Here is a 22,521-nt window from a genome sequence, read left to right as displayed (position 1 = left end):
TGAAGTAAGCTGCTTGGCTCTCCAAAATTTCACTGCTAATTCAAGTCCTAATCACAAAGAAATTTAATCCTTAATTATATCATAGAAAACTTTTGTAAGAGTTCTATAGACTTCTTTAAGTCGCGGATAGGCTACGGTGTAATTCTCAAAGTAGGCAAGTTTTTCTGGAGCAGGTCGTATGAGGAGTTCAAGAGGAAATCCAGTAGATTTTGTCATAATTAAAACTCCTCATACACTACAAGTGTTTCTAGGACGAGCGCTTCATCTTCAGCTACTTGAGTATCAGCATTTTCAAAAGAAACTTGAATAAGCTTTGGTTCTTCGTTGCGGCTTGTTGTCGCTTTTGTGCCCTCGATTACCCTAAAGACTTCCTTAACTTCGGCATCATAGGAACGCTGTTCTAATAGAGCTTCTTGAGCTTATATTGATTTTAAAAACTCTGCTAAATTCTTAGCCGAAACTTTAGATTGTTGTGCATGATTTTGCTGACGTTTACGTAACTCGATACTAGCTAACTTCAGTTCTTTTTCTGAACGACCTTGGAGTTCTACATAATATTGAGAGCTACACTTTACCCACTTTCCTCGAACAAAGGCGTAAGCGATACCAATATTAAACGGGTCGTATCTTATCTGCACAGAGGTATTTTCAATTTGGGGATCGCGGAAACTATTAGACCAGTAGTAGATTGAGTTAATTTTTATGCCGCGTCCAGCTTGAACTTTTGCTTTTCCCTCTGAGGTTGTAGGTAAGGTAAGAATCTGAAAGAATAACCCCCAACCTTATCAAGCCACGAATCACTTCTGCGATCGCAGTCAGTAATTTGACCTTGATATTTGAGCAACGCCTAACGGCATAAAGCCACGAATCACTGTCCGGCAATACAGTCAAGACTGATTTTTAGATTTGAGCAACGCCTAACGGCATAAAGCTTGGGTTTATAACTGGCGATTGCTAACAATGACCAAATTCTTAGTTCTTGCCAAGGTGTTTTTTTAATTACTAGTGAAATTTCTTATTGATGCTCATTAAAATACTTATTTAATCCTCCCCTTACTAGAAAGTCGGACAAATATTCCTTAGACGACAATTCATCATAACAATAGTTTAGCTCTGCCCTTAATCGTTCAACTCTCTTCTTAATTGAAGGATATTTTCCTTCCTCTGCTTTGGCATACATTTTAGCAAAGTTGCCCTTCATAGCTTGTTGAAATACTTTAATAAAAATCAGATACTGCTGTCTTCTTCACTATTTTCTGCCATTATTAATAATTCTTTTCGATTGGAAAATAACTGGTTAAATAAATATCCTTTTGAATCCTCTATCACCATTCTTTCCCAAAAATTAGACCACCAATGGATTCCTTTCACTAAATTACCAGCAATCAAAGAGCGAATTGGATTTACCTTAATAAAAATTTGCTTAGGTTTAATCTTCTGATAATTGGTTTGAAAGTATTTTTGAACCTGTTGATAACTGATTAAAGTATTCTTGTCACCATGATATATGTCCTCGCCGTTGACGAGATAAGCGATATTGCTTTTCTAACCGCTTTAAAGTCATGTAAAGTCCGGTCATTCCGACGCGGTGCATTATTGTCGTATCCGCAGCATGGAGAGATAGGGAAATTTTGGGTTGGGTAGTAACCATCGCCACTGCGAGTTTCAGGTAAAAAGAGGATGGATGCGATGCCTGCAGCGGGGTATGCCAACGCATTTGTCATTTTGGCGAATGCAATTGTTATTTCGGTGAACGCATTTGCTATTTTGGCGAACGCAATTGTTATTTCGGTGAACGCATTTGCTATTTTGGTGAACGCATTTGCTATTTCGGTGAACGCATTTGCTGATTGCACTTATTTTAAAACAACAAATCCATATAAAAAATGAGTAAAAACACAGACAAACTCGTAATTATTTTGTTGAACTTTTAATGAAATAAATCTACAGAACTACCCATCTCAGGTAAAAAGATATTCCACCCGCATTTTTCACAAGCTTGAGTGGAAGAAGGGGTAGAGGGGAAAAAGAACTTGTACAATAACTCTCCCCTGCTCAAGAGCACAAGCGCAGGCTTTGAGAGATGTGGTGAGAAATCCGGGCCAGATGTTGGGTTTTAAGAGCTATATTCTCCATAAGAGCTTTATCAACGCAAGGATAATTGATCGCAAAATCGTAGCTACAAAGCGGTCTTTGCTGGCAACGCCGCTTTACAGCTATTTTCAGGTAAATAGACCACGCTCTACAGGCACAGTAATGCTCATAGGTGTCAACTTAAACCGAAACCCCTTTAAAACCTCGTTTCTAGCCAGAGGCTAGAAATGCTCGTCATTGCGGCTCTGCCGCAAGTAAGAGGCGGAGCCTCTCATTAGGCATTCCCAGTCAGAGACTGGGAACGAGGCAATCTCTAAAAGCTGGTTATAGACTGGCTTTCACCTTAAGTTGACACCAATGAGTAATGCTGTGCCCCTACAACAGATGTGGTTCAAATACATGAAAACTGCTGTAAAAGTTGAACTATGGAGCAATCATGGCTTTGTTTCCTCCTCACGAATGGCGTAGACTGTAAGGGCTAGTCCTAGACATCACCTTACAAATAGAGATGTAAGTTATATGCGATGATATTACCAATAATATTGGCTAGTTTATGCTCTACTTGGTAAAGATACTCTGACAAAGCACTTGCTCCCATCAAATAGCAGTTGACTTGATGAAAATCATTGAAAGCAGCTTGATTCCGTAATTTTAGTGACTACATAAGCAGTTATCGTCTGTGTAGTCAGAAGATTTGTTGAGATTGAAAGCAAAAATCTTTTTCAGATTTACCCAATTTTATTGGTAATATTTAACCTAAGTTCAATAATGTACCTGATGTCACAACCCCAATTCAAGAAACATTTATCTTGAAGTGAGATTGTTACAGAGTTTTGGATAAAGGGTAATAGGTTTTTCACTTATCTTTTATACCTTGACTCAGAGCGCGTAGTCAGCAATAGATGAGCATGTGTGTGTGAGGAAGTTTCAATGAAGCCGCAGAGATTAAACTATTTTTTCTGGCAGAGTGTATTAGTAACTACTTCAGTAATGGGAATGTTTATAGGGAAACTTCTACCTGCGATCGCTCAACCGATTAGAACGGCAGAAATACCAGATTATCAGCAGCAACTATTAGCTCAAGAAACAATCACAAACTCTGTTGTACCTATCAGAAAAATTCGCAGTTTCAAACAAATAGAACATCCGTTTACCGATGCCCAAAAGTTAGTACAGTCATTACCTATACCCTTTAAAGCACAGGTTATACCAGTAACGGCAGTGAAGCTCAATAGTACAAGTAAGGGTTTAGAGGTGATTTTACAGACGGGTGTTAACAGCCAACGCTTGCAGCTAACTCCAAAAACTGAGGGTAATTCCTATATTGCAGACATCTTTAATGCTCAGTTGCGCTTGACTGGTGGCAATATATTTCGTCAACAGAAACCAGCACCGGGAATTGCGTTAGTTACAGTCACTAATGTTGATGCTAACACCCTGCAGATAACAGTGACAGGTGAAGCTCTTGCACCAACAGTGGAGTTGTTTGATAGTAATGAAGGTTTGGTGTTTGGGGTGACAAGTACCACATCCACAGCACAGCAACCAACACTGCTACAGCAAAAACCCTCATCTAGTGAAAACCAAGCACCAATTGAATTAGAGGTGATAGGATCGCCTGATACAGGTTATAACTCTACTAATACAAGTGTGGGGACACGAACTAATACACCACTACGCGACATTCCTCAGACAGTTAATGTCATTCCTCAACAGGTGATTAAAGACCAGCATATTCTTTACATTGGAGATGCATTAAAAAATGTTGGTACATCAACAGAGCGCTATCCTGGTTCGCAAGATAGATTTATAATTCGAGGCTTTAACTCTTCCTTTGGCAATATCTTAATCGACGGACTTAGGGGGTTCTCTCTAGGAGGATCTCCCGCCCTCAATCTTAACAATATCGAGCGAATAGAGGTTTTGCGAGGCCCTGCTTCTGTGCTTTACGGACGAGCCGGACTCGGCGGTATTGTCAATTTAGTCACTAAGCCACCTTTAAAAGATCCCTACTATGCTGCGGACTTCTCTGTTGGAAATTATGACTCTTACCGAGGTTCACTTGACTTTTCTGGGCCTTTGACAACAAATAAAAATGTTGCTTATCGCCTTAATGCTTCCTACCTGAACTCTGATAGCTTTATCGATTTTTATAATGAGGAACGCTATCAGTTTGCTGGGGCGCTCTCGTGGGATATAGATCCTAATACAAAACTGACATTCAATTCCAGTTATGGAGATTACAATAGCAGTTTGGGTAATGAAGGGTTGCCCGCGATCGGCACTTTGTATCCAAATCCCAATGGGAAAGTGCCTATTAGTCGCTATATAGGACAAGTGGGGACTACAGATATTATTACTACTCGCTTGAGTTACAAAATAGAGCATCGTTTCAATGAGAACTGGTCAATCGAGAATGCTTTTGGATTACTCAATGTACATTTTAGTAACAACCCTCAAGGCAGAGGAGTTCCGATCGCGCTACAGCCAGATAACGAAACTCTGACTCGACGCAGATTTGTTCAGGCTGGTGATAGTTTCCAGAATGGATACGATTTAAATACTTTGGTTACAGGACGATTTAAGACTGGAAGCCTAGAACACCAACTTATTGTAGGGACAGAGGTATGGTTGGAGCTTTGTTAATGGGGCAAATCAGAATTTTACTGCCGACTCAATCAACATTTTCAATCCGGTTTATGGGCAGTTAGGAAACGGTACACTTCTTGGCCAATCCAAGAATTCAACTATTGCCGATAACCTGGGTGTATATGCTCAAGATTTAATCGCCCTATCTCAAAACCTCAAACTAGTTTTGGGCGGACGTTATGATTGGACAGGGGAGACAGATCGTGACAAACTTGCTTTAACCTCAACCGAGTCCTCAAGTCAAGCATTTAGTCCCCGTGTTGGCTTAGTCTATCAACCGATTAAACCAATTTCTCTGTATGCTAGTTATGCTCGCTCCTTCATTCCCCAGACTGGACTAACTGCAACCGGGCAGCCATTTCAACCACAGCGCGGAACTCAATACGAAGTCGGTGCTAAAGCAGATTTACTCGGTGATAAACTTTCGGTAAATTTAGCTCTATTCGACCTTACCCAATCTAATATCCTTACAAATGACCCCAATAATTCTGGATTTGCTATTCCTGTAGGTGAGGTAAACAGCAAAGGTATTGAGTTGTTTGTTACGGGTGAAATATCCCCAGGTTGGAATGTGATTGCTTCTTATGCATACGCCGATCCCCGCGTTACCGAAGATAATTCCATCCCTGTCGGCAAACAGCTCCCTGGAGCAGCGCAAAATATAGCCAGTCTTTGGACGACTTACATTATTCCCAAAGGAAACCTCAAAGGGTTTGGCGCAGGTTTGGGTTTATATTATGTGGGCGATCGCTTTGTTGATTCAGCTGAGGCTGTGAAGTTACCCAGTTATTTCCGCACTGATGCCGCCCTTTTCTACCGCCAGGGAAAATTTGATGCAGCGCTCAACTTCCAGAATCTGTTTGATGTAAATTATTTTGAAACTGGTTTCGGTAGTACGCCAACAGATACCAAAGTGTATTATGGATACCCATTCACGGTCAACTTTACACTAGGGTGGAAGTTTTGAAAATTATCTTGTTTCTACAAAAAAGTCAGACAATGCAGTTATATACAATTGCAATATTGCTGCTTGTGTCGCTGGCTGCTTGTAGCTCATGGAGACATTTACAAAATCCATCAACTTTTGCATCACTAGCAGATGTCCGCATCGTCAAACACGCAATGGGTACAACAGCAGTTCCCCAGTACCCACAAAGGTTTGTTTCACTCCATGCCTTTGCGACTGAAGCAGCTATTATTTTGGGAGTTAAACTCACAGGCACAACCAAAAAATTAGCCCCACAGTTGAAACTGGATGACATTGTAGACATTGGCTTACCACCCAATATTGAAAAGGTTCTGGCTCTCAAACCCGACTTGTTAATTGGAAACATGGGTGCAGGGGGTACAGAACCAGAATCTTATAAATTATGGTCAGATATTGCACCAACAGTTTTTTTTGACATGAGAGCGATCGCCGACTGGAAACGTCCATTTCTGGTAGTAGCAGAAGCATTGGGAAAAACAGAACAAGCAAAACAAGTTGTCGCGCAATACAATGCACGAATAGCACAGTTTAAAGCAAGGATGGGTGACAAGCTCAAACAGACACGAGTATCTGTTGTGGATCTTTACGCCGGGACAATTATTGTTAGAATTCAAAAATCATTCTCTGGTTCAATTTTAAAAGAAGTTGGTCTAGATATTCCCCAAACTCAGAAACTAAGTCCAACAATCATTACAAAACTATCAGGTAATACTGCTTTGTATTCAATCTCCCCAGAATTTCTATCTCTAATAGATGGAGATGTTCTGTTTCTTATGACTAGTAGCTTTCCGACAAAAGCTGACTCAGAACTAGCAATCCAGCAATTTATGGCACAACCTTTATGGTCAAAACTTAAGGTAGCGCAGCAAGGTAAAGTCCATGTAATTGGTCCACATTGGGGAGGTGGAAACTATTTATCAGCTAATCGAGTGTTAGATGATTTGTTTAAATATTTGTTATCACAATAATTAGAAGATGTTGTACAAAAATGGAGTAAATGATGCTGAATTTAGACGCGATTGCTAATGGTGTAATGGAAGAATATCCTTATCAATGGATTTTCTTTGACAATCTCATTCCTGAATCCCAACTCATTGAGTTAAGGAACAGTTTTCCTCCAATAGAAGTTTTTCCAAAAAGGGAAAAACCTCAATACGGACCTGCAATCATAGTTTACGACGAAGCCGAAGAGTTTGCTGACGAGCGCGCAAAAAAAATACATTATTACCCAAGCACAAATCTAAGTAGTATTTGGCAAGGATTGGTTAAAGAACTACATAGCAGTGCTTATAGAGCCAGTATTGCCAAACTAACCAGATTAAACCTAGAGCAGCAAATGATACGTGTTTCTTTAGGTCGATTAGACCCAATTGTAAATGGTTCTCATTCGGATTCTGAAGGAATTACCCTCACACACCTACTTTATTTCGGTCGTGAAGATTGGAAAACTGAGTGGGGAGGATGTCTTCAAATTCTCTTAAACGAACAACTAAAATCCTTATTTCAAGAAATTCCTCCTCGTAATGGTACGAGCGCAATTATAGTACGTTCAGAAAATTCTTGGCACAACGTCTCTCCAATTTCATCCCCAGAAGCATCTCGAGATAGACTCAGTGTCTTGGTTAGATTCTATGACCGAATGACTTTCTTAAAATTAAGAGCTAACCAGTAATAAATAATTAACAAAAATAACTTTCATGTTAAATTTAGACGCAATTGGCAATGGTGTAATTCAAGAATATCCTTATCATTGGATTTTTTTTGATAATCTCATACCAAAACCCCAGCTTATTGAGTTGTTCAACAGTTTTCCATATGAGAAATTTCCAGAAAGACCAGGAGGATTAATTTTGGATCAAGGGGCAGAAGTGGTGACAAATGCAGAAATGTTTTACGATGCTACCAAAAACAAGTGTTATATTCCTCCTAGCCCAAAGCTGAACAATATTTGGCAAACTCTGCTTGACGAATTGGTGAGCTTTGCTTATCGAGAAGCTGTTGCCAAATTAACAGGATTAAATCTAGATCGCCATTTAATCCGTATTTCTTTATCTCAATTAGATAGTACGGCAAACAAAAGTTTAGCACCTCATAAAGACTCATGGTTTGTGAACAATAGGGACTCAGGAATGGCTCTCTCTCACCTGTTTTATTTCAGTGAAAACTGGAACAGCGAGTGGGGAGGGAGTCTCCAGATTTTAGAAAATGATCAGCGCGAATCTGTTTTTCAAGAGATTCCACCACAATTAGGTAACTCCGTTCTTTTTGTATGTGAGCATAACGCTTGGCACGGAGTCACACCAATTTCACCTCTTGCAAAGTGTAAGAGACAGCATCTTATGGTGAGATTTTACGATCAGCAGATTTATTTTAAGTATCTTAAAGGAGAATGAGCAGGACAAAAAACAATAAAAGTAGAACTTAATATGTTAATTTTCTCCTTTTTTACTCCTGATTTAACAAATAAAGGATACTCTTATATGCACAGTTGCGAATTATGTAAATTTAGCATGATTTACTTTAAGTAAGATGTTTCAAGTAAATACTTAGACAGGTCATCGAGAACTCGATTAGCCGCCAACGGCCCACAATAGACCCAATAACTTCCAACTATATAGACCTTGCCCTGTTGAACAGCCTTTAACTTCGACCAAAGAGGCTGGACTTGTAGTTGCTCAAGAGCTTTTTGGGCAGATGCCAGACCAAAGCTGGTGTCAGAAATCAGAAATAGAGCATTCCTATCGGCCTCTTTCAATAGTTCTGGAGAGAGGACATAAATATATCCGTTCGTAAATATGCTCCGACGAGATGTAAGAGCATCCAGATTCTGTGAAACAGAATTCAACAGACCGATATCGTTCAAGATGTTTCCAAAGAAAGAACCTTTAATGAACACAGTATAACCAGCAATTCGTAAAACAGATATATGAGTCAAAGCTAATCGCTTGCCCATAGAAGCTTTGAATTCAGATATGCGGTTGTAGTATTGAGACATCCATTGCTTTGCGACCGTAGTCTGACCCAAGGCTTGAGCAACTGACCAAAACATTTCTTTCCATGTGGAGTAGCTGTAGTTAATTAAGACTGTGGGTGCTATATGCGATAATAAACCATACATTTCCTGATTATCGGAAAGCCCCAAAATTAGATCGGGCTTGAGAGCTAAAATCTTTTCTAAGTTGGGAGTTCGCGCCCCTATATCCTCTATACCTGCTTGTTGCTTTTGGGAGAGAGGATAGTTTAAGAATTTAAGAGGAGCGCCTACTGGTTTGACACCTAAAGCTAAAAGAGCTTCGGTTGAAGCCCCATCTAGAACAACTACTCTTTTAGGAGAGATAGGGAGTTTTGTTTCACCCATTTGATGTTTAACTATACGGAAGTTGGCAAGTGTTGATTCCTGGCTGGAAGTAAATTTCTGGTGATGGATTGCTGTTTGGCTACAAGCACACAGCAAAAGCAGCATCAGTAACCCAATAGTTAACAGTAGTTGAAGATAATGCACCCAAACAGTTAGAGTTCTATTTTCAAGGAAGTGAAATTGGGTTTTCCGGTTCAAAGCAGAGAATAAACGCTCTTTATTCATCAGTTTGTTCTGTTTTCAAAAAATTATCAGAACTGTTTAAGATTAGCGATTCAATCAACACGATAGTTATCAAAAGTGCTACCCCAGCGTCAGATCATCCAATTGCAAATTATTGGCAACAGTGTGTGTCAAAATATTTGAGATTAAACAAATTCTCAAAGTGAAGCGATCGCACTTGGGGATAGATAATAACAATACCAATAATATTGGCTACTTACTCCTTGACTTAGTAAAGATATCCTGACAAAAGACTTGGGTTAACTTCATAGCAGTTTTCCAGAGAATTTTAAATAAAAACGGCTTCAATACTGGATTTAAGTAGCCAATAAGCAATTGCACCCATCAGTGCAGCAAGATTTTGGATACTATTTTTGAGATTTGGATCAGAAATATCTTTAGTATTTTACTCACTAAGTTGGTAAGATTCAAACTAGGTTAAATGACATACCTAATGCAATAATCCCCAATTCAAGCAGGGCTGTTTTATCCATCTCAAATAGGATTTGTCAAGATGGTTAGCGAGAACAATTGTAAATGAGGTTGACGAGGAGATGAACTTTTAAGCACTTAAACAACAGTAAAATTGTTTATTTTATCAGCACGCTGGTAACAAAATAATCAATTTTTAATCGCTATAACCCTTGATTTTTAACGCTTTTTAGGGGATGAAACAGCCCTGCCAATTCAAGGAGGATGAATTTTGGGGTGAAGTTGTTATGGGGTTTTAGATAAAGGGTAATAGGTTTTCCACTTACCCTTTATACCTTAACTAAACGTGGGTGAGGGACAGATGATTAAGTGTGAGGAAAGTTCAATGAAGCCCCAGAGATTAAACTATTTTTTTTGGCAGAGTCTATTGCTGATCTGTTCGGTGCTCGTGGTGTCTGTAATTAAGCCTCTGCGCGTTAACGCTCTTGCTGTTATGGGAGCAGAAATATCAGCTACTAATACTAAAGGGCAAGTATTATTTCAAACAACAATCACAAAGTTAGTTGCACCTATTAAAAAAATTCGGAGTTTGAATCAAATAGAGCATCCACTCACCGATGCCCAAAAGTTAGTCCAGTCACCGATACCCACCACCCCAACAGAAGTTATATCAGTAACGGGTGTGAAGGTGAATAGTACTGATAAGGGGTTAGAGGTGATTTTAGAGACTAGTAGTAAAAGCGTAGACGCACAGCGGCTTGTCGATAGACATCGCCTACAAGTTACTCCAAAAACTGAGGGTAACTCCTATATTGCAGACATCCCTAACGCTTAGTTGCGCTTAAGTATTGGCAATAGCTTTCGGCAATCAAAGCCAGCACCGGGAATTACTGAGGTGACTGTTACCAATGTTGATGCTAACACCCTGCAAGTGACAGTGACGGGTGAAGCTTTTGCGCCAGCAGTGCAGTTGTTTGATAGCAATGAAGGATTAGTGTTTGGGGTGACGAGTAATGCAACTACTGGACAGCAAGCAACACCGCCACTACAAAAACCGTCATCTGATGAAAACCAAGCACCGATTGAATTAGAGGTAATAGCACCGCCAGATACAGGCTACAACGTAAGTAATGCGACTACGGGAACAAGAACGAATACACCGAGACGGGACATCCCTCAATCGATTCAGGTGATTCCAAGAGCAGTGATTGAAGACCAAGCAGCAGATTCCTCTGGAGAGGTACTCAGAGATGCTGGCGTACAACGCGGCGGATTGCCAAGTCGCAACACTGACAATATCGTTATTATTCGGGGTTTCAGCATCAATAATAACAATTTCTTGAGGAACGGCTTGAGAGATAATATATTTACTGGTGGCGGAACGACTAACCTAGCTAATATAGAACGAATAGAGGTGCTACGTGGACCTGCATCAGTACTTTACGGTGAAGGGACACCAAGCGGTGCGATTAATTTTATCACCAAACAACCCCTCCAGCAGCCTTATTACGCAGCACAGTTTAAAGTCGGCTCTTACAGCTTCTATGAACCCTCATTCGATCTATCCGGTCCCTTAACAACGGATGGGAAAGTTTCGTATCGCTTGAATGCTGCTTACCGAAATTCAAATAGCTTTGTCGATTTTCTGCACGAAGAGCGATTTCTAGTGGCACCAGTTATCAGTTGGCAACCAGCAAAAGATACTAGGATCGTTTTTGATGCGGATTATCAACAGGTACAGGGTATTTCTAGTAATGAAATTGGTCTACCCACTATCGGAACCGTACTGCCCAATCCGAATGGTAAAATTCCCATCAACCGTTATTCAGGGGAACCAACGGACACTGCCAAGCGTACCATTGGTCACATCGGCTACGACTTCGAGCATACCTTTAACGACAATTGGACTTTGCATAATGCCTTTCGGTTCGAGTTTGGACGCAATCCCTACCTACTCAGTGTCCTACCTGTCGCCTTACGACCAAACGACCGCACCTTAACTCGACAGTATAGTACCTCCCTGGAAATTGATAACAACCAATATAATCTAGACACTCATGTGGATGGCAAATTCAAAACTGGTAGCATACAGCACCAACTGCTGGCTGGCATTGAGTTTTACCGCTTTCTTCAATTTCACAACCAGGGGTTCTCGCAGACAATCGGTACACTCGATCTTTTCGACCCGGAGTATGGACAGAAGCCTGGAGCTATTATTCCTGGTAGTGCCTCCAACCGGAAAACAAGGAATGATGTCGCCGGATTTTATGCTCAAGACTTGATAGCACTGACCAATAACCTAAAGGTGCTTATGGGGGGTCGCTTTGACTCAGTAGAAATTTACACTAAAAACTTAATCAACTCACTAATTATAGATCAATCCGACTCGGCGTTTAGCCCTCGCATTGGCATCGTTTATCAACCCATTCAGCCTATTTCTCTCTACGCCAACTACAGCAAATCTTTTACGCAAACGATCGGCACCGATGCACAAGGCAATCCGTTTAAGCCGAGTCGTGGCACTCAGTATGAAGTAGGTGTGAAAGCAGACTGGATTAAATGTTATCGGCAATTCCCAAGCATCCATCATTACGGATGCTACCATCCTGCATGACTGTTCTACAGAAAATAGAACGTCCCAATCTGAACTCAAAATCATAAGTACTAGCTCCCAAGAGATTGGCATCAGTAAAATCGGCAGCACCAACAGCTTCTTCCAAGTCAACAGAGCGCAGGTTAGCATTTCGGAAACTGGTACCGAGCAAATCAGTACACCCCAAAATAGCTCCTTCAAGATTTGCTTTATCGAATCTAGCCCCATTCAAACGGGCTCTATACATTCCAGCTCTTCGCAAATCAGCTTGGTCGAAAATAGTCCCTACAGCATCACATTCAAAGGAAACCCCTTGCAAATTACTTCTGTCCAATCTGGCTCCAGTAAGATTGGCTCCGGTGAAATCGGCTTGGCTCAGATTGGCATCAGTCAACTTGATAGCAATCAAATTAGCAAAACTCAAGTCAGCATTGGACAGGTTGATTCCTCTCAAATTAGCATTAACCAATACAATTTTCCTCAGACTGACTCCAGCAAAATTTCTTTCCCCAGCAGCATATCGCTGCAACAACTCCTCAGCAGTTATACTCATTCAGTAGATATTTAAATAGGTCGTCGAGTGCGCGATTTGCTGCTATTGGACCATTGCCTACCCAGGATATTCCAACTTGATAAACCTTGTGTTGCTGAACCGACTTCAACCTAGACCAAAGGGGCGTAGCTTGAAGTTGCTTTAAGACTCTTTGATGTTCTATTTCAGGGCCAAAGTTAGGATGAGTCAAAAAAATCACATTTCCATCTACAAGATCCAAGCTCTCCCAAGAAACTAAGAAGTTGCCATTTGTCTCAATCTTCTTTGACTGGCGCTTAGGAGCTAGGATAGTTAAACCAGCGTCCTCTAAAATGCCGTTCGAGAAGCTACCCTTTTCCCAAGTAAATACCCGATAAGTTTGATCGTTTCTAGGGCCAACAACCAAAATTGGAGTTTGGGAAAGTTTATCGCCCATAATAGCTTTGAATTTCTGTAAGCGTTTATAGTAGTTGGTTATAAATGTCTGCGCCAACTCTGTTTTGCCCAGTGCTTGAGCAACTTGCATCAAGTGGTCTTTCCAGTCCAAATTACCTTTAGTAGAAATAGTTACTATTGGTGCAATGTGCAATAACAGCTTGTGAATGTCATGACCATACCAATCCGATCCTAAAATCAAATCAGGTTTTAAGGCTAGGACTTTTTCAACGTTGGTTGGTAGATAGCCCACATCTACAACACCTTGGCTTTGCTCTGGTGCAAGCTGTAATAGAGGCATCCATGTTTTTAGTGGTGCTCCAATCGGCTTGACTCCCAAAACTATAGCATCTGCCCAGGTAAAACCATCCAAGATGACTACTCGCTGTGGGTGGTTCACTGTTGTTTGACTTGTTGTGTTTTTAACAATGCGAACATCTATTAGGGAGGGTGATTTAGTCAACGAGGTGTGCAAATGTGAAAAGTAACTACAAGCAGACAGGGATATCAGGCAGAATAACGAAATTAACAATAGTCGCCAAATACGGTTATACAAAGCTTGCACCATATTTTCAAAAGTGCCACCCTAGTGTAAAATTTACCGTAAATGGGGAGCCATAAAATACTCGTGTGTTGTTATTAGCGAAAGCAGTGTCAATATATCTGATGTCAAACAGATTTTGAAAATTGAGCGCCCCATCAAATTGTCCTCGACGATAATAAACAGCAGCGTCAGTGCGTACATAACTGGGTAACTCAAAAGTATTAGCTAAATTCCCTTGGCGATCGCCCACATAAAATAAACCCAGACCAACGCCTAGCCCTTTGAGATTTCCCTTGGGAATGATATAAGTCGTCCAGAGGCTGGCTTGATTTTGCGGGGCTAGCGCAAGTAGATTGCCAACAGGAATATTGTTATCGTCAGTCACGCGGGGATCTGTGTAGGCATATGAAGCAATTACATTCCAGCCTAGTAAAATTTCACCCGTTACAAACAACTCTACACCCCGACTTCTTTGTTCTCCAACTGGGATAGAAAACCTATCGTTGTTGGGGTCAGTCGTGAGGTTGTTGGAAAGAGTGAGGTTGTACAGAGCTAAATTAGCTGAGAGTTTATCACTTAGTAAATCTGCCTTGACTCCGACTTCATATTGAGTCCCGCGTACAGGTTCAAACGGCTGACCACTCGCACTTAAGCCAGTCTGCGGTTCAAAAGAACGGCTATAGCTTGCATAAAGCGATATAGGTTTGATCGGCTGATAGACTAAGCCTGCACGGGGACTAAATGCTTGGCTCGATATTGAGGTAGATGGAGAATTTGCAAATCGGTTAAAATCTGTCCGCCCTGACCAGTCATAGCGACCGCCCAAAACCAGTTTCAGATTTTCCGAGAGCCTGATAATATCTTGAGCATACACACCCAAGTCATCAACTCTCAATCCACCCTGAAATTTGCTCAGAAGTGTACCGCCTCCCGGTTGCCCATAAATCGGATTAAAAATATCAATTGAAGGAGCAGATAAGACCTCTTGAGATTGATAAGAATTGTTCCAAGAATATTGTGTGCCAAAAACAAGTTGGTGTTCAATACCTCCAGTATTAAACCGCCCCGTAACTTGAGTATTCAAATCATAAAAATTCTGTAGACTAGGTGTTAGGAAAGAGACTTCAATTCGATTAAGGGTTCGGTTATCTGATTGTAATGAAATTGGAGAATATCCTGGACTCTGTGTACCTTTACGTATAATGTACTGAAAGCCATTCTCTAGTGACCAGTTATCATTGAAGCGATGCTCCAGTTTGTAAGAAAGACGAGTATTTGTAGTATCTTGAGGATCTTCTTGCCCAGGTTCCCCCAAAAACCGACTTCGGGGTAGTTTCCCATTGGGGTTGAGATAAATTGTTCCTAGTGCGGGCAGCCCCTGCCAAGAAATACTGCGATTGAAATCCTCATAGCTTGAATTTAATGTTAGTTTTGTATCCTTTGTAATATCCCACGACAGTGCGCCTGCAATCTGATAGCGTTTCTGGTGGTAAAAATCAACAAAGCTATCTGAAGTTAAGTAAGAACCATTGAGGCGATATAAGACTTTTTTATCTGATGTCAGAGGGGCAGATAAGTCAAGTGTGCCTTGATAAGTGTTGTAACTGCCGACAGAGAAAGAAGCTGCATAATAGGGATCTGTTAGAGGTTGTTTGGTAACTAAATTAATGATGCCCCCCAGATTTCCTTGTCCGTAAAGTACAGACGCTGGACCTCGTAGAACCTCAATGCGATCTACATTGTTAATGTTAAAGGCATCGCCAGCCGCAACAAAGAAACTCCTCTGACCGTCGATTAAGATATTGCCGAATGAAGCATCAAAGCCGCGAATCACGAATCTGTCTTGTAAACTTGAAGGAAGTCCGCCCTGTGATATGCCAGCATTCTTCAGTGCATCCCCAACGTTAAGAACGCGCTGGTCTTTGAATACCTGTTGAGGGATGACATTAATTACCTGTGGAACATCCCGTGTTGGCGTATTCGTTCTTGTGCCAATACTTGCGTTGTTGACATTATAGCTTGTTTCTGGAGGAGCAGTTACCTCTAGTTCAATTGGTGGTTGGTTTGACTCAGATGGCTTTGTCTGCTGTGACGGCGTTGGTTGTTGTGCAGTTGTTGCACTCGGAGTGACTCCAAATACCAACCCCTCAGTTTGGCTATCAAACAATTCCACTACTGGTAGTGCTGTTTCTCCAGTCACTGTTAACCGCAGTGTGTTGCCATCCACAGGTACAACTATTATATTGGCAATACCTGCTGCTGGTTTCTGTTGTCGAAAATTCCCACTTGCCAATTGCAACTGGGCATTTTTAATCTCTGCAACGTAGGAATTACCTTCAGTTCTTTCAGAAACAAACAATTTCTCAGAATTGGGCGTGACTAAAATTACCTCTATCCCTTTATTTGTGGCATTTACTTTCACATCTGTTACCGACACCACCGGAGTTAGTGCTTGGGTAAGTTCAGAAACAGAGTTTTGCTGACGCGGTGTCCTTAATAAGGATGTAGCGCTCTTTAGAGCAGATTGTACATCGCTCAGATTCAAAATCTCATTAGCTGCTGTCTGTTGGAGTGACAGTTGCCTAGAGGTTGCATTTGCTATCTGCTGGGCTAGAACAGGATGAATAGACGTTATGATTGAGGCAGTTAATAAAACACACTGCCAAAACCAGATAGAAAGTTTTTCCAAAGCCACTATCACCCCTTGCAATTTGCTATTTACTTTTAAGTCAGCACACCACAAAATATGCTATGGATATGGCAATCGCATCAGCAATCAACCTTTATCAACCTTTATCTTTTAGTGACATAAATTCTAATACAATACCAACTATCAAGCACGATTACCAATATTTTTGGTCATAAAATCTTGATAAATTATAACTAGGGCGTGTCCTCAGTTGAGCAAAATCACGGTAGCAGCGACGTAAATTGCACCCAAAAAGTTAACTTTGAGCTTGTTGTAGTGAGTGGTGAGGGCACGGTATTGCTTGAATTTGGCAAAAAAAATTTTCAATTAGATGATGGGTTTTGTATAAGTCTTTGTCATAGTCGCACTTGATGGATAAACTTCTGTGACTACGAAAAACATATTATACTATCTATTAGTAAAACTTTCCAGAATAAATTAAATTTTTGTTAATGGATGCAAGTATTTAAAAAGGTCATCTAAAGCGAGATTAGCGCTGATTGGACCACTGCTTATCCAGTAAATTCCGACTCGATAAACCTGACCGTGCTGCACTGCCTTCAACTTTGACCACAGGGGTAAGGATTGCAGTCGCTTTAAGGCTGTTTGTTGCACCTCAAAATTGCCTTTTGGATACCAGTCGCCGGGCAAGATCACAAAAATGACATCCCCATCAACAATAGACAAACTTTCCACTGAAACAAGATACAACCCAGAGGGACCAATTTTTAACAGATGATCGGATACCCCACTAGTTGGCAAAAGCATGGTCACCAAACCAGCCTCTTGTAAAATGCTTATAGGGAAAGAATCCTTTTCCCTGTGAAGTATCCTTAAGGTTCCGGAACTGAAGCCACCAACACCAATGATCGATACCTGAGTGTGGGAAAGTTTAGCGCCCATAGTAGCTCTAAATGAGAGTATGCGAGAGTTGTAATCAGCGATGACTTTTTGGGCGCGCTCGGTCTTGCCCAAGATAGTCGCAACCTGCATCAGGTGACCTTTCCAATCCTGAACGCTTTTGATTCGCACCAGTACAGTAGGTGCTATATGTGACAATAATTCGTATATATCCTTTTGGATGACATCTGAACCTAAAATTAAGTCGGGCTTAAGAGCCAATACCTTTTCTATATTTGTCGAGAAAAACCCCACATCCACAATGCCTTTTGCAGTCAGTGGGTCAAGGTATAAATTATTAACCGCTATTTGTGGTGCTCCAATCGGTTTAACTCCTAGAGTTAGAGCATCTTCCAACAAAAAATCATGCAAGATGACCACTCGCTGTGGGTGAATGGGAATTCTTATCTTACCCAACCTGTGTCTGTGGATGTGAACGCCTGTATTTGTTGTCGTAGTTTCTGGTAATAGACTATGAACCTGTTGGTGTTTTTCACTACAACCAGATAGCATTCCTAACACCAACAGTCCAACTAACAGCAGTTGCAAAGTACGACCCATAGCTACTTGAATTGGTGATTTAGTCAAGGCACTCTGACCATTGTTGTGTAAGTGTATTCTGTAGATGTACGAACTACAGCGTCAGAAAGCAGTAACATTACAAGCTTGATATAGCCACATCTAGCGATCGTACCAACCTTGCGCCACAGTTCTCAAAAGTGCCACCCTAGTGTAAAGTTTACAGTGAATGGGTTGCCATAATACAATTGCGTGTCACTTAGGAAAGCAGTGTCAAAATATTTGAGGTCAAACAAATTTTGAAAGTTGAGTGCCGCGTCTAATTGTCCGCGACGGTAGTAAAGGGCAGCATCAGTGCGTACATAACTGGGCAACTTAAAAGAATTAGCTAAATCTCCAAAGCGATCGCCCACATAAAACAAACCGAAACCAGCACCTAGCCCTTTAAGGTTCCCTTTGGGAATGATGTAAGTTGTCCAGAGGCTAGCTTGATTTTGCGGCGCTAGGTTGAGTAGATTGCCTACGGGAGTAGAATTATCCTTGGTCACACGGGGATCGGTATAGGCATAGGATGCAATCACATTCCAGCCCGATAAGATTTCACCCGTGACAAACAACTCTACACCCCGACTCCTTTCTTCCCCAACTGTAATCGAAAAGTTAGGGTTATTAGGATCAGCCGTGAGGTTGTTAGTCAGGGTAAGGTCGTATAGAGCTAAGTTGGCTGAGAGTTGATCGCCAAGCAAATCAGCCTTGACACCCACTTCGTATTGTGTCCCGCGCTGCGGTTGAAACGGATTGTTATTAGCACTTAGACCAGTCTGGGGAACAAAGGAGCGGCTGTAGCTAGCATAGAGTGATATTGGTTTGATCGGCTGATAGACTAAACCTGCACGAGGGCTAAACGCTTGGCTCGAAAACGTGGTTGAGGTGGGAGTGGGAAATTGGTTAAAATCTGTCTCTCCTGCCCAGTCATAACGACCGCCCAAAACCAGTTTGAGGTTAGAAAACAGCTTGATCACGTCTTGTGCATACACACCCAAGTCATTAATACTAAATCCACCCTGGTATTTAAAAAGAATAGTACCGTCGCCTATCTGCCCATAAACAGGATTGAAAATATCAATCGAAGGGGCAGAGAGATTCACTTGAGTTGTGTAAAGATGGTTCCAAGCATATTCCGACCCGATAATCAGTTGGTGTTCAACGCTTCCAGTATTAAACCGCCCTGTAACTTGAGTATTCACATCAAATACATTCTGAAAACGAGTTGTAGGGGTAGTGATTGTAATTTGATCCAGGGTTCTGTTATCTGGTTCTAGCCCAATAGGATATAAAAATGGGTTGTCATTTGATCTGCCAAGGATTGCCTGAAAGGCATTCTCCACTGACCAATTTTCATTGAAGTGATGCTCCAGTTTGTAGGAGAGGCGAGTATATGTAGTATCTTGAGGATCTTCTATTCCTGGTTCTCCTAAAAACCGATTTGGAGGAATTTTGCCATTAGGGCTGGGATACAAAGTTCCTACAGCGGGTAGCCCACGCCAATTTAAGTTTTGATTGAAATCCTCATAGCTTGAATTCAATGTCAACTTTGTATTCTTGTCAATATCCCACGAGAGTGCGCCGGCAATCTGATAACGCTGCTGATGGTAAAAATCTACAAAGCTATCCGAAGATAGATACGAACCGTCAAGGCGATACAAGAGCTTTTTATCTGATGTCAGTGGACCACCGATATCAAACGAGGGTTGTATTGAGTTGAAACTGCCAACAGAAAAAGAAGCATCATAGTAAGGATCTCTTAGAGGCTGCTTAGTAACTACGTTAATAATGCCACCCAGTCCCGCTTGTCCGTAAAGCACAGAGGCTGGACCTCTCAGAACCTCAATTCGCTCCACATTGCTAGTATTAAGGGCGTTTTGGGCTCCAGCAAAGTAATTTCTTAGACCGTCGGTTAAGATATTAGTGGAAGAATCAAAGCCTCGAATCACGAATCTATCATTTAAGCTGGAAGGTGTTGCGCCCTGTGATATGCCAGCATTTCTAAGTGCATCCCCAATGTACTGATTGTGCTGGTCTTTAATCACCTGTTGGGGGATGACATTAATTACCTGTGGAACGTCCCGTGTTGGTGTGTTCGTTCTTGTCCCAATACTCGCGTCAGGAATTTTATACCCTGTTTCTGGAGGAGCAGTTACCTCTAGTTCAATTGGTGCTTGGTTTGACTCAGATGGCTGTGTCTGCTGTGACGGCGTTGGTTGTTGTGCAGTTGTTGCACTCGGAGTGACTCCAAATACCAACCCCTCAGTTTGGCTATCAAACAATTCCACTACTGGTAGTGCTGTTTCTCCAGTCACTGTTAACCGCAGTGTGTTGCCATCCACAGGTACAACTATTACATTGGCAATACCTGCTGCTGGTTTCTGTTGTCGAAAATTCCCACTTGCCAATTGCAACTGGGCATTTTTAATATCTGCAATATAGGAATTACCTTCAGTTCTTCCAGAAACAAACAATTTCTCAGAATTGGGCGTGACTAAAATTACCTCTATTCCTTTATTGGTGGTATTTACTTTCACATCTGTTACCGACATCACCGGAGTTACTGCTTGGCTAAGTTCAGAAACAGAGTTTTGCTGACGGGGTGTCCTTAATAAAGATGTAGCGCTCTTTAGAGCAGATTGTACATCGCTCAAGCTCAATATCTGATGATTAAGTTCAACTTGATTCGGTGCTGTCTGCTGGAGTGAAAGTTGCTTAGAGGTTGCATTTGCTGTCTGCTGGGCTAGAACAGGATGATTATACGTTACAATTGAGGCAGTGAATAAAACACACTGCCAAAACCAGATAGAAAGTTTTTTTAAAACCACTATTACCCCTCACTATTTGCTTTGAAGTCAGCACACCACAAAATATGCTCAAAATATGGCGATCGCATCAGCAATCAGCCTTTATCTTTTAGCAACAGGAATGCTAATACAATACCAACTATCATGTGCAATACCAACATTTTTGGTAATAGAACTTTGACAAATGACAAATTACAACTAAATGCGATCACCACTAATGTAGTGTTAAAAGTAATTTAACCAACTATATTGGTAAATATTTATGAACTGGTATTATCTTTTACCATTTTTATTCAAGTTCAGGTGATAAATTTAACTATCTATCTCAGTTAAACTTTTAAACTAATCTTTAACTAAATGTATGGTCATTAATAGCGAACAAGTTAATAGCTCTTGGATCGACCACTACCGTAAGCACGGTTACGTCGTACTCGAAAAAGTTCTACCTTTGGAACTGATAGATGCTCATGTAGCAGCTTGTGAGGAAATTCAACGCCGACATGGCATTTATCAGAAATTTCCTTGGAGAAAAGAACCACTGGAAAACGAAAAAGCCTTTGGGGAGGAACTACTAGCCCTCGATGATAACCATTAGCCCTCGATGATAACCATGAACTCACAAAAAGTCTTAGAAACGATCCGACACTTCGTTGGTATTTAAATGCCCTTTTCCAAGAAGAGGCGGTACTTCAATACGGCTCTACAAGTTTATGGGAAAGAGGCCGCGAACCGCACTCGGACACAGTGATGTTGTTCCGCGATCCACCTGATAAAGTCTGTCGTGCATGGTGTGCCCTCGAAGATATCCATCCAGACTGCGGAATGTTTTATGTGATACCTGGAACGCACAACAATGAGCGTCTTCGTATTTATGACGAGGTTCTGGGCAGCAACCCAGAGATTTTTGAGCTGCTTCGCTCACCGTCACCGAATGATTCAGAGAGTGCATTTTTGGAAAACCGAGCTATTTGGAAAGTGGTTTGTCAGAAGACAGCCTCTCTCACAAAAGGTCTACCAAGGGTTTCATTCTCAATTAATAAGGGTGACGTAGTGTTATTCGATCCAAACGTCATTCATGGCACTATGCCTGCATCCAATCCATCACTCACCCGCAAGGCTATTATCACCGAATGGCACACGCTGTCGGTTCGCAGCTACTCCTACTTTGAGTATTTTGGTTCGCAGCATGACAAAAGGCAGCTATTATCAGCTAGTTAGCTGATAATAGAGTGAGTTAACGGTATTTAAGGGGACTTGCCGATTTCACTATTTAACTTTTCATCGCCGCCTTTGATACATTAACTACTTTGGTTAGACTGGCAATATAGTTTAGGCTATTGTTCGCAATGTTCTCACTGGTTTGGAGGATCTTCTAATACTCGAGTAGTTACTTAGAACAGATGGATAGCCGAAAGTTTCTATCTCATACCAGCATGAACCGCTTCTGCTCTATTCTAAAAAAATCCGGCGCTTTCGGTGCTTTCTATGCTTGATTGGACTCACGGCAAGCTTATCCTTCCAATTTGGACTAGCGGCAAAGTTGGTTCCAAGCTGTCAATTTCATCCAAAATTAGCTGACGCAAGAATAAGGGTTATAGTGTTGTTGACGGCAAAGTTATGCTTGCCGTTGCGCTGGCTAAGGTCGGAGACTCGCATCTCCGCCTCGCCTACAAAACCGTGCGTGATACTTTCGCATCACACGGCTCCTCAATGA

At 41.3% G+C, this 22,521-nt stretch carries 19 protein-coding genes and 1 pseudogene; 10 read left to right on the top strand and 10 right to left on the bottom strand.

All coding sequences use genetic code 11. From position 1 onward, the window contains the following. Nucleotides 1–419: 419 nt before the first annotated feature. The 3 genes from V7L29_RS14900 to V7L29_RS14890 all read right to left on the bottom strand — a co-directional run bounded on the left by V7L29_RS14900 (nucleotide 420) and on the right by V7L29_RS14890 (nucleotide 1,651). Nucleotides 420–761, bottom strand: coding sequence for a Mu transposase C-terminal domain-containing protein (locus tag V7L29_RS14900; RefSeq protein ID WP_334735975.1), 342 nt, complete (start codon nucleotides 759–761; stop codon nucleotides 420–422). Between the two features lie 466 nt (nucleotides 762–1,227). Next, on the bottom strand, nucleotides 1,228–1,389 hold the full coding sequence (locus V7L29_RS14895) for a hypothetical protein (protein ID WP_334735973.1): 162 nt from the start codon (nucleotides 1,387–1,389) through the stop codon (nucleotides 1,228–1,230). A gap of 106 nt (nucleotides 1,390–1,495) precedes the next feature. Continuing rightward, nucleotides 1,496–1,651 (bottom strand): hypothetical protein, encoded by a 156-nt coding sequence (locus tag V7L29_RS14890; RefSeq protein ID WP_334735972.1) that lies wholly within the window; start codon nucleotides 1,649–1,651, stop codon nucleotides 1,496–1,498. Between the two features lie 38 nt (nucleotides 1,652–1,689). Between V7L29_RS14890 and V7L29_RS14885 the strand changes: the two genes are divergently transcribed. From V7L29_RS14885 to V7L29_RS14860, 6 genes are all read left to right on the top strand, one after another. Then, complete coding sequence (locus tag V7L29_RS14885; protein WP_334735971.1) at nucleotides 1,690–1,890, top strand: hypothetical protein; 201 nt, start codon at nucleotides 1,690–1,692, stop codon at nucleotides 1,888–1,890. A gap of 1,134 nt (nucleotides 1,891–3,024) precedes the next feature. After that, entirely contained in the window at nucleotides 3,025–4,740 is a 1,716-nt protein-coding gene (locus tag V7L29_RS14880) for a TonB-dependent receptor plug domain-containing protein (RefSeq protein ID WP_334735970.1), read from the top strand. Nucleotides 4,741–4,771: 31 nt separating this feature from the next. Next, nucleotides 4,772–5,710: a TonB-dependent siderophore receptor gene (locus V7L29_RS14875; protein WP_334735974.1), complete on the top strand. Its 939-nt coding sequence runs from the start codon at nucleotides 4,772–4,774 to the stop codon at nucleotides 5,708–5,710. A gap of 32 nt (nucleotides 5,711–5,742) precedes the next feature. Next, complete coding sequence (locus V7L29_RS14870; RefSeq protein WP_334735969.1) at nucleotides 5,743–6,699, top strand: iron-siderophore ABC transporter substrate-binding protein; 957 nt, start codon at nucleotides 5,743–5,745, stop codon at nucleotides 6,697–6,699. Between the two features lie 29 nt (nucleotides 6,700–6,728). Then, nucleotides 6,729–7,403, top strand: a complete 675-nt coding sequence (locus V7L29_RS14865; RefSeq protein WP_334690913.1) for a 2OG-Fe(II) oxygenase family protein — start codon at nucleotides 6,729–6,731, stop codon at nucleotides 7,401–7,403. 25 nt (nucleotides 7,404–7,428) lie between these two features. Continuing rightward, nucleotides 7,429–8,124, top strand: coding sequence for a 2OG-Fe(II) oxygenase (locus tag V7L29_RS14860; RefSeq protein WP_334735968.1), 696 nt, complete (start codon nucleotides 7,429–7,431; stop codon nucleotides 8,122–8,124). Between the two features lie 122 nt (nucleotides 8,125–8,246). On the opposite strand, the gene V7L29_RS14855 is transcribed toward V7L29_RS14860, so the two are convergent. Continuing rightward, on the bottom strand, nucleotides 8,247–9,314 hold the full coding sequence (locus tag V7L29_RS14855; RefSeq protein WP_334735967.1) for an ABC transporter substrate-binding protein: 1,068 nt from the start codon (nucleotides 9,312–9,314) through the stop codon (nucleotides 8,247–8,249). 814 nt (nucleotides 9,315–10,128) lie between these two features. Between V7L29_RS14855 and V7L29_RS14850 the strand changes: the two genes are divergently transcribed. After that, the gene (locus tag V7L29_RS14850) at nucleotides 10,129–10,578 is read left to right on the top strand and encodes a hypothetical protein (protein ID WP_334735966.1); all 450 of its coding nucleotides are present in this window, start codon (nucleotides 10,129–10,131) and stop codon (nucleotides 10,576–10,578) included. Further along, nucleotides 10,579–12,357, top strand: a complete 1,779-nt coding sequence (locus tag V7L29_RS14845) for a TonB-dependent siderophore receptor (protein WP_334735965.1) — start codon at nucleotides 10,579–10,581, stop codon at nucleotides 12,355–12,357. On the opposite strand, the gene V7L29_RS14840 is transcribed toward V7L29_RS14845, so the two are convergent. The 6 genes from V7L29_RS14840 to V7L29_RS14815 all read right to left on the bottom strand — a co-directional run bounded on the left by V7L29_RS14840 (nucleotide 12,299) and on the right by V7L29_RS14815 (nucleotide 20,828). Continuing rightward, a complete protein-coding gene (locus tag V7L29_RS14840) occupies nucleotides 12,299–12,889 on the bottom strand; it encodes a pentapeptide repeat-containing protein (protein ID WP_334735964.1) in 591 nt (196 codons plus the stop codon). The two genes, V7L29_RS14845 and V7L29_RS14840, sit on opposite strands and share 59 nt — an antisense overlap. Continuing rightward, the gene (locus V7L29_RS14835) at nucleotides 12,873–13,703 is read right to left on the bottom strand and encodes an iron-siderophore ABC transporter substrate-binding protein (protein ID WP_334735963.1); all 831 of its coding nucleotides are present in this window, start codon (nucleotides 13,701–13,703) and stop codon (nucleotides 12,873–12,875) included. The genes V7L29_RS14840 and V7L29_RS14835 overlap by 17 nt, the downstream gene beginning before the upstream one ends. Nucleotides 13,704–13,875: 172 nt before the next feature. After that, complete coding sequence (locus V7L29_RS14830; RefSeq protein WP_334735962.1) at nucleotides 13,876–16,542, bottom strand: TonB-dependent siderophore receptor; 2,667 nt, start codon at nucleotides 16,540–16,542, stop codon at nucleotides 13,876–13,878. Between the two features lie 201 nt (nucleotides 16,543–16,743). Next, on the bottom strand, nucleotides 16,744–16,863 hold the full coding sequence (locus tag V7L29_RS14825; RefSeq protein WP_442944194.1) for a transposase: 120 nt from the start codon (nucleotides 16,861–16,863) through the stop codon (nucleotides 16,744–16,746). A gap of 111 nt (nucleotides 16,864–16,974) precedes the next feature. Beyond that, nucleotides 16,975–18,024: an iron-siderophore ABC transporter substrate-binding protein gene (locus tag V7L29_RS14820; protein WP_334735961.1), complete on the bottom strand. Its 1,050-nt coding sequence runs from the start codon at nucleotides 18,022–18,024 to the stop codon at nucleotides 16,975–16,977. A gap of 125 nt (nucleotides 18,025–18,149) precedes the next feature. Beyond that, nucleotides 18,150–20,828, bottom strand: coding sequence for a TonB-dependent siderophore receptor (locus tag V7L29_RS14815; RefSeq protein WP_334735960.1), 2,679 nt, complete (start codon nucleotides 20,826–20,828; stop codon nucleotides 18,150–18,152). A 340-nt stretch (nucleotides 20,829–21,168) separates the two neighbouring features. Here V7L29_RS14815 and V7L29_RS14810 point away from each other — a divergent pair, with 340 nt between their 5' ends. Both V7L29_RS14810 and V7L29_RS14805 read left to right on the top strand, forming a co-directional pair. After that, nucleotides 21,169–21,402 (top strand): hypothetical protein, encoded by a 234-nt coding sequence (locus V7L29_RS14810; RefSeq protein ID WP_334735959.1) that lies wholly within the window; start codon nucleotides 21,169–21,171, stop codon nucleotides 21,400–21,402. A gap of 143 nt (nucleotides 21,403–21,545) precedes the next feature. Further along, nucleotides 21,546–22,025 (top strand): annotated as a pseudogene (locus V7L29_RS14805) (phytanoyl-CoA dioxygenase family protein); the annotation flags it as partial. Nucleotides 22,026–22,521 lie beyond the last annotated feature (496 nt).

It is taken from the genome of Nostoc sp. (assembly GCF_036916575.1).
Lineage (GTDB): Bacteria > Cyanobacteriota > Cyanobacteriia > Cyanobacteriales > Nostocaceae > Nostoc.
Note: the sequence above shows the minus strand (reverse complement) of the source record. Positions and strands in the feature narration are given on the sequence as shown.

Excerpts from the sequence above, each read along its gene's own strand:
- V7L29_RS14840 (WP_334735964.1), bottom strand. The coding sequence starts at position 12,889 with ATGAGTATAACTGCTGAGGAGTTGTTGCAGCGATATGCTGCTGGGGAA.
- V7L29_RS14860 (WP_334735968.1), top strand. The coding sequence starts at position 7,429 with ATGTTAAATTTAGACGCAATTGGCAATGGTGTAATTCAAGAATATCCT.
- V7L29_RS14850 (WP_334735966.1), top strand. The coding sequence starts at position 10,129 with ATGAAGCCCCAGAGATTAAACTATTTTTTTTGGCAGAGTCTATTGCTG.
- V7L29_RS14870 (WP_334735969.1), top strand. The coding sequence starts at position 5,743 with ATGCAGTTATATACAATTGCAATATTGCTGCTTGTGTCGCTGGCTGCT.
- V7L29_RS14880 (WP_334735970.1), top strand. The coding sequence starts at position 3,025 with ATGAAGCCGCAGAGATTAAACTATTTTTTCTGGCAGAGTGTATTAGTA.
- V7L29_RS14810 (WP_334735959.1), top strand. The coding sequence starts at position 21,169 with ATGGTCATTAATAGCGAACAAGTTAATAGCTCTTGGATCGACCACTAC.
- V7L29_RS14855 (WP_334735967.1), bottom strand. The coding sequence starts at position 9,314 with ATGAATAAAGAGCGTTTATTCTCTGCTTTGAACCGGAAAACCCAATTT.
- V7L29_RS14890 (WP_334735972.1), bottom strand. The coding sequence starts at position 1,651 with ATGGTTACTACCCAACCCAAAATTTCCCTATCTCTCCATGCTGCGGAT.
- V7L29_RS14885 (WP_334735971.1), top strand. The coding sequence starts at position 1,690 with ATGCCTGCAGCGGGGTATGCCAACGCATTTGTCATTTTGGCGAATGCA.
- V7L29_RS14865 (WP_334690913.1), top strand. The coding sequence starts at position 6,729 with ATGATGCTGAATTTAGACGCGATTGCTAATGGTGTAATGGAAGAATAT.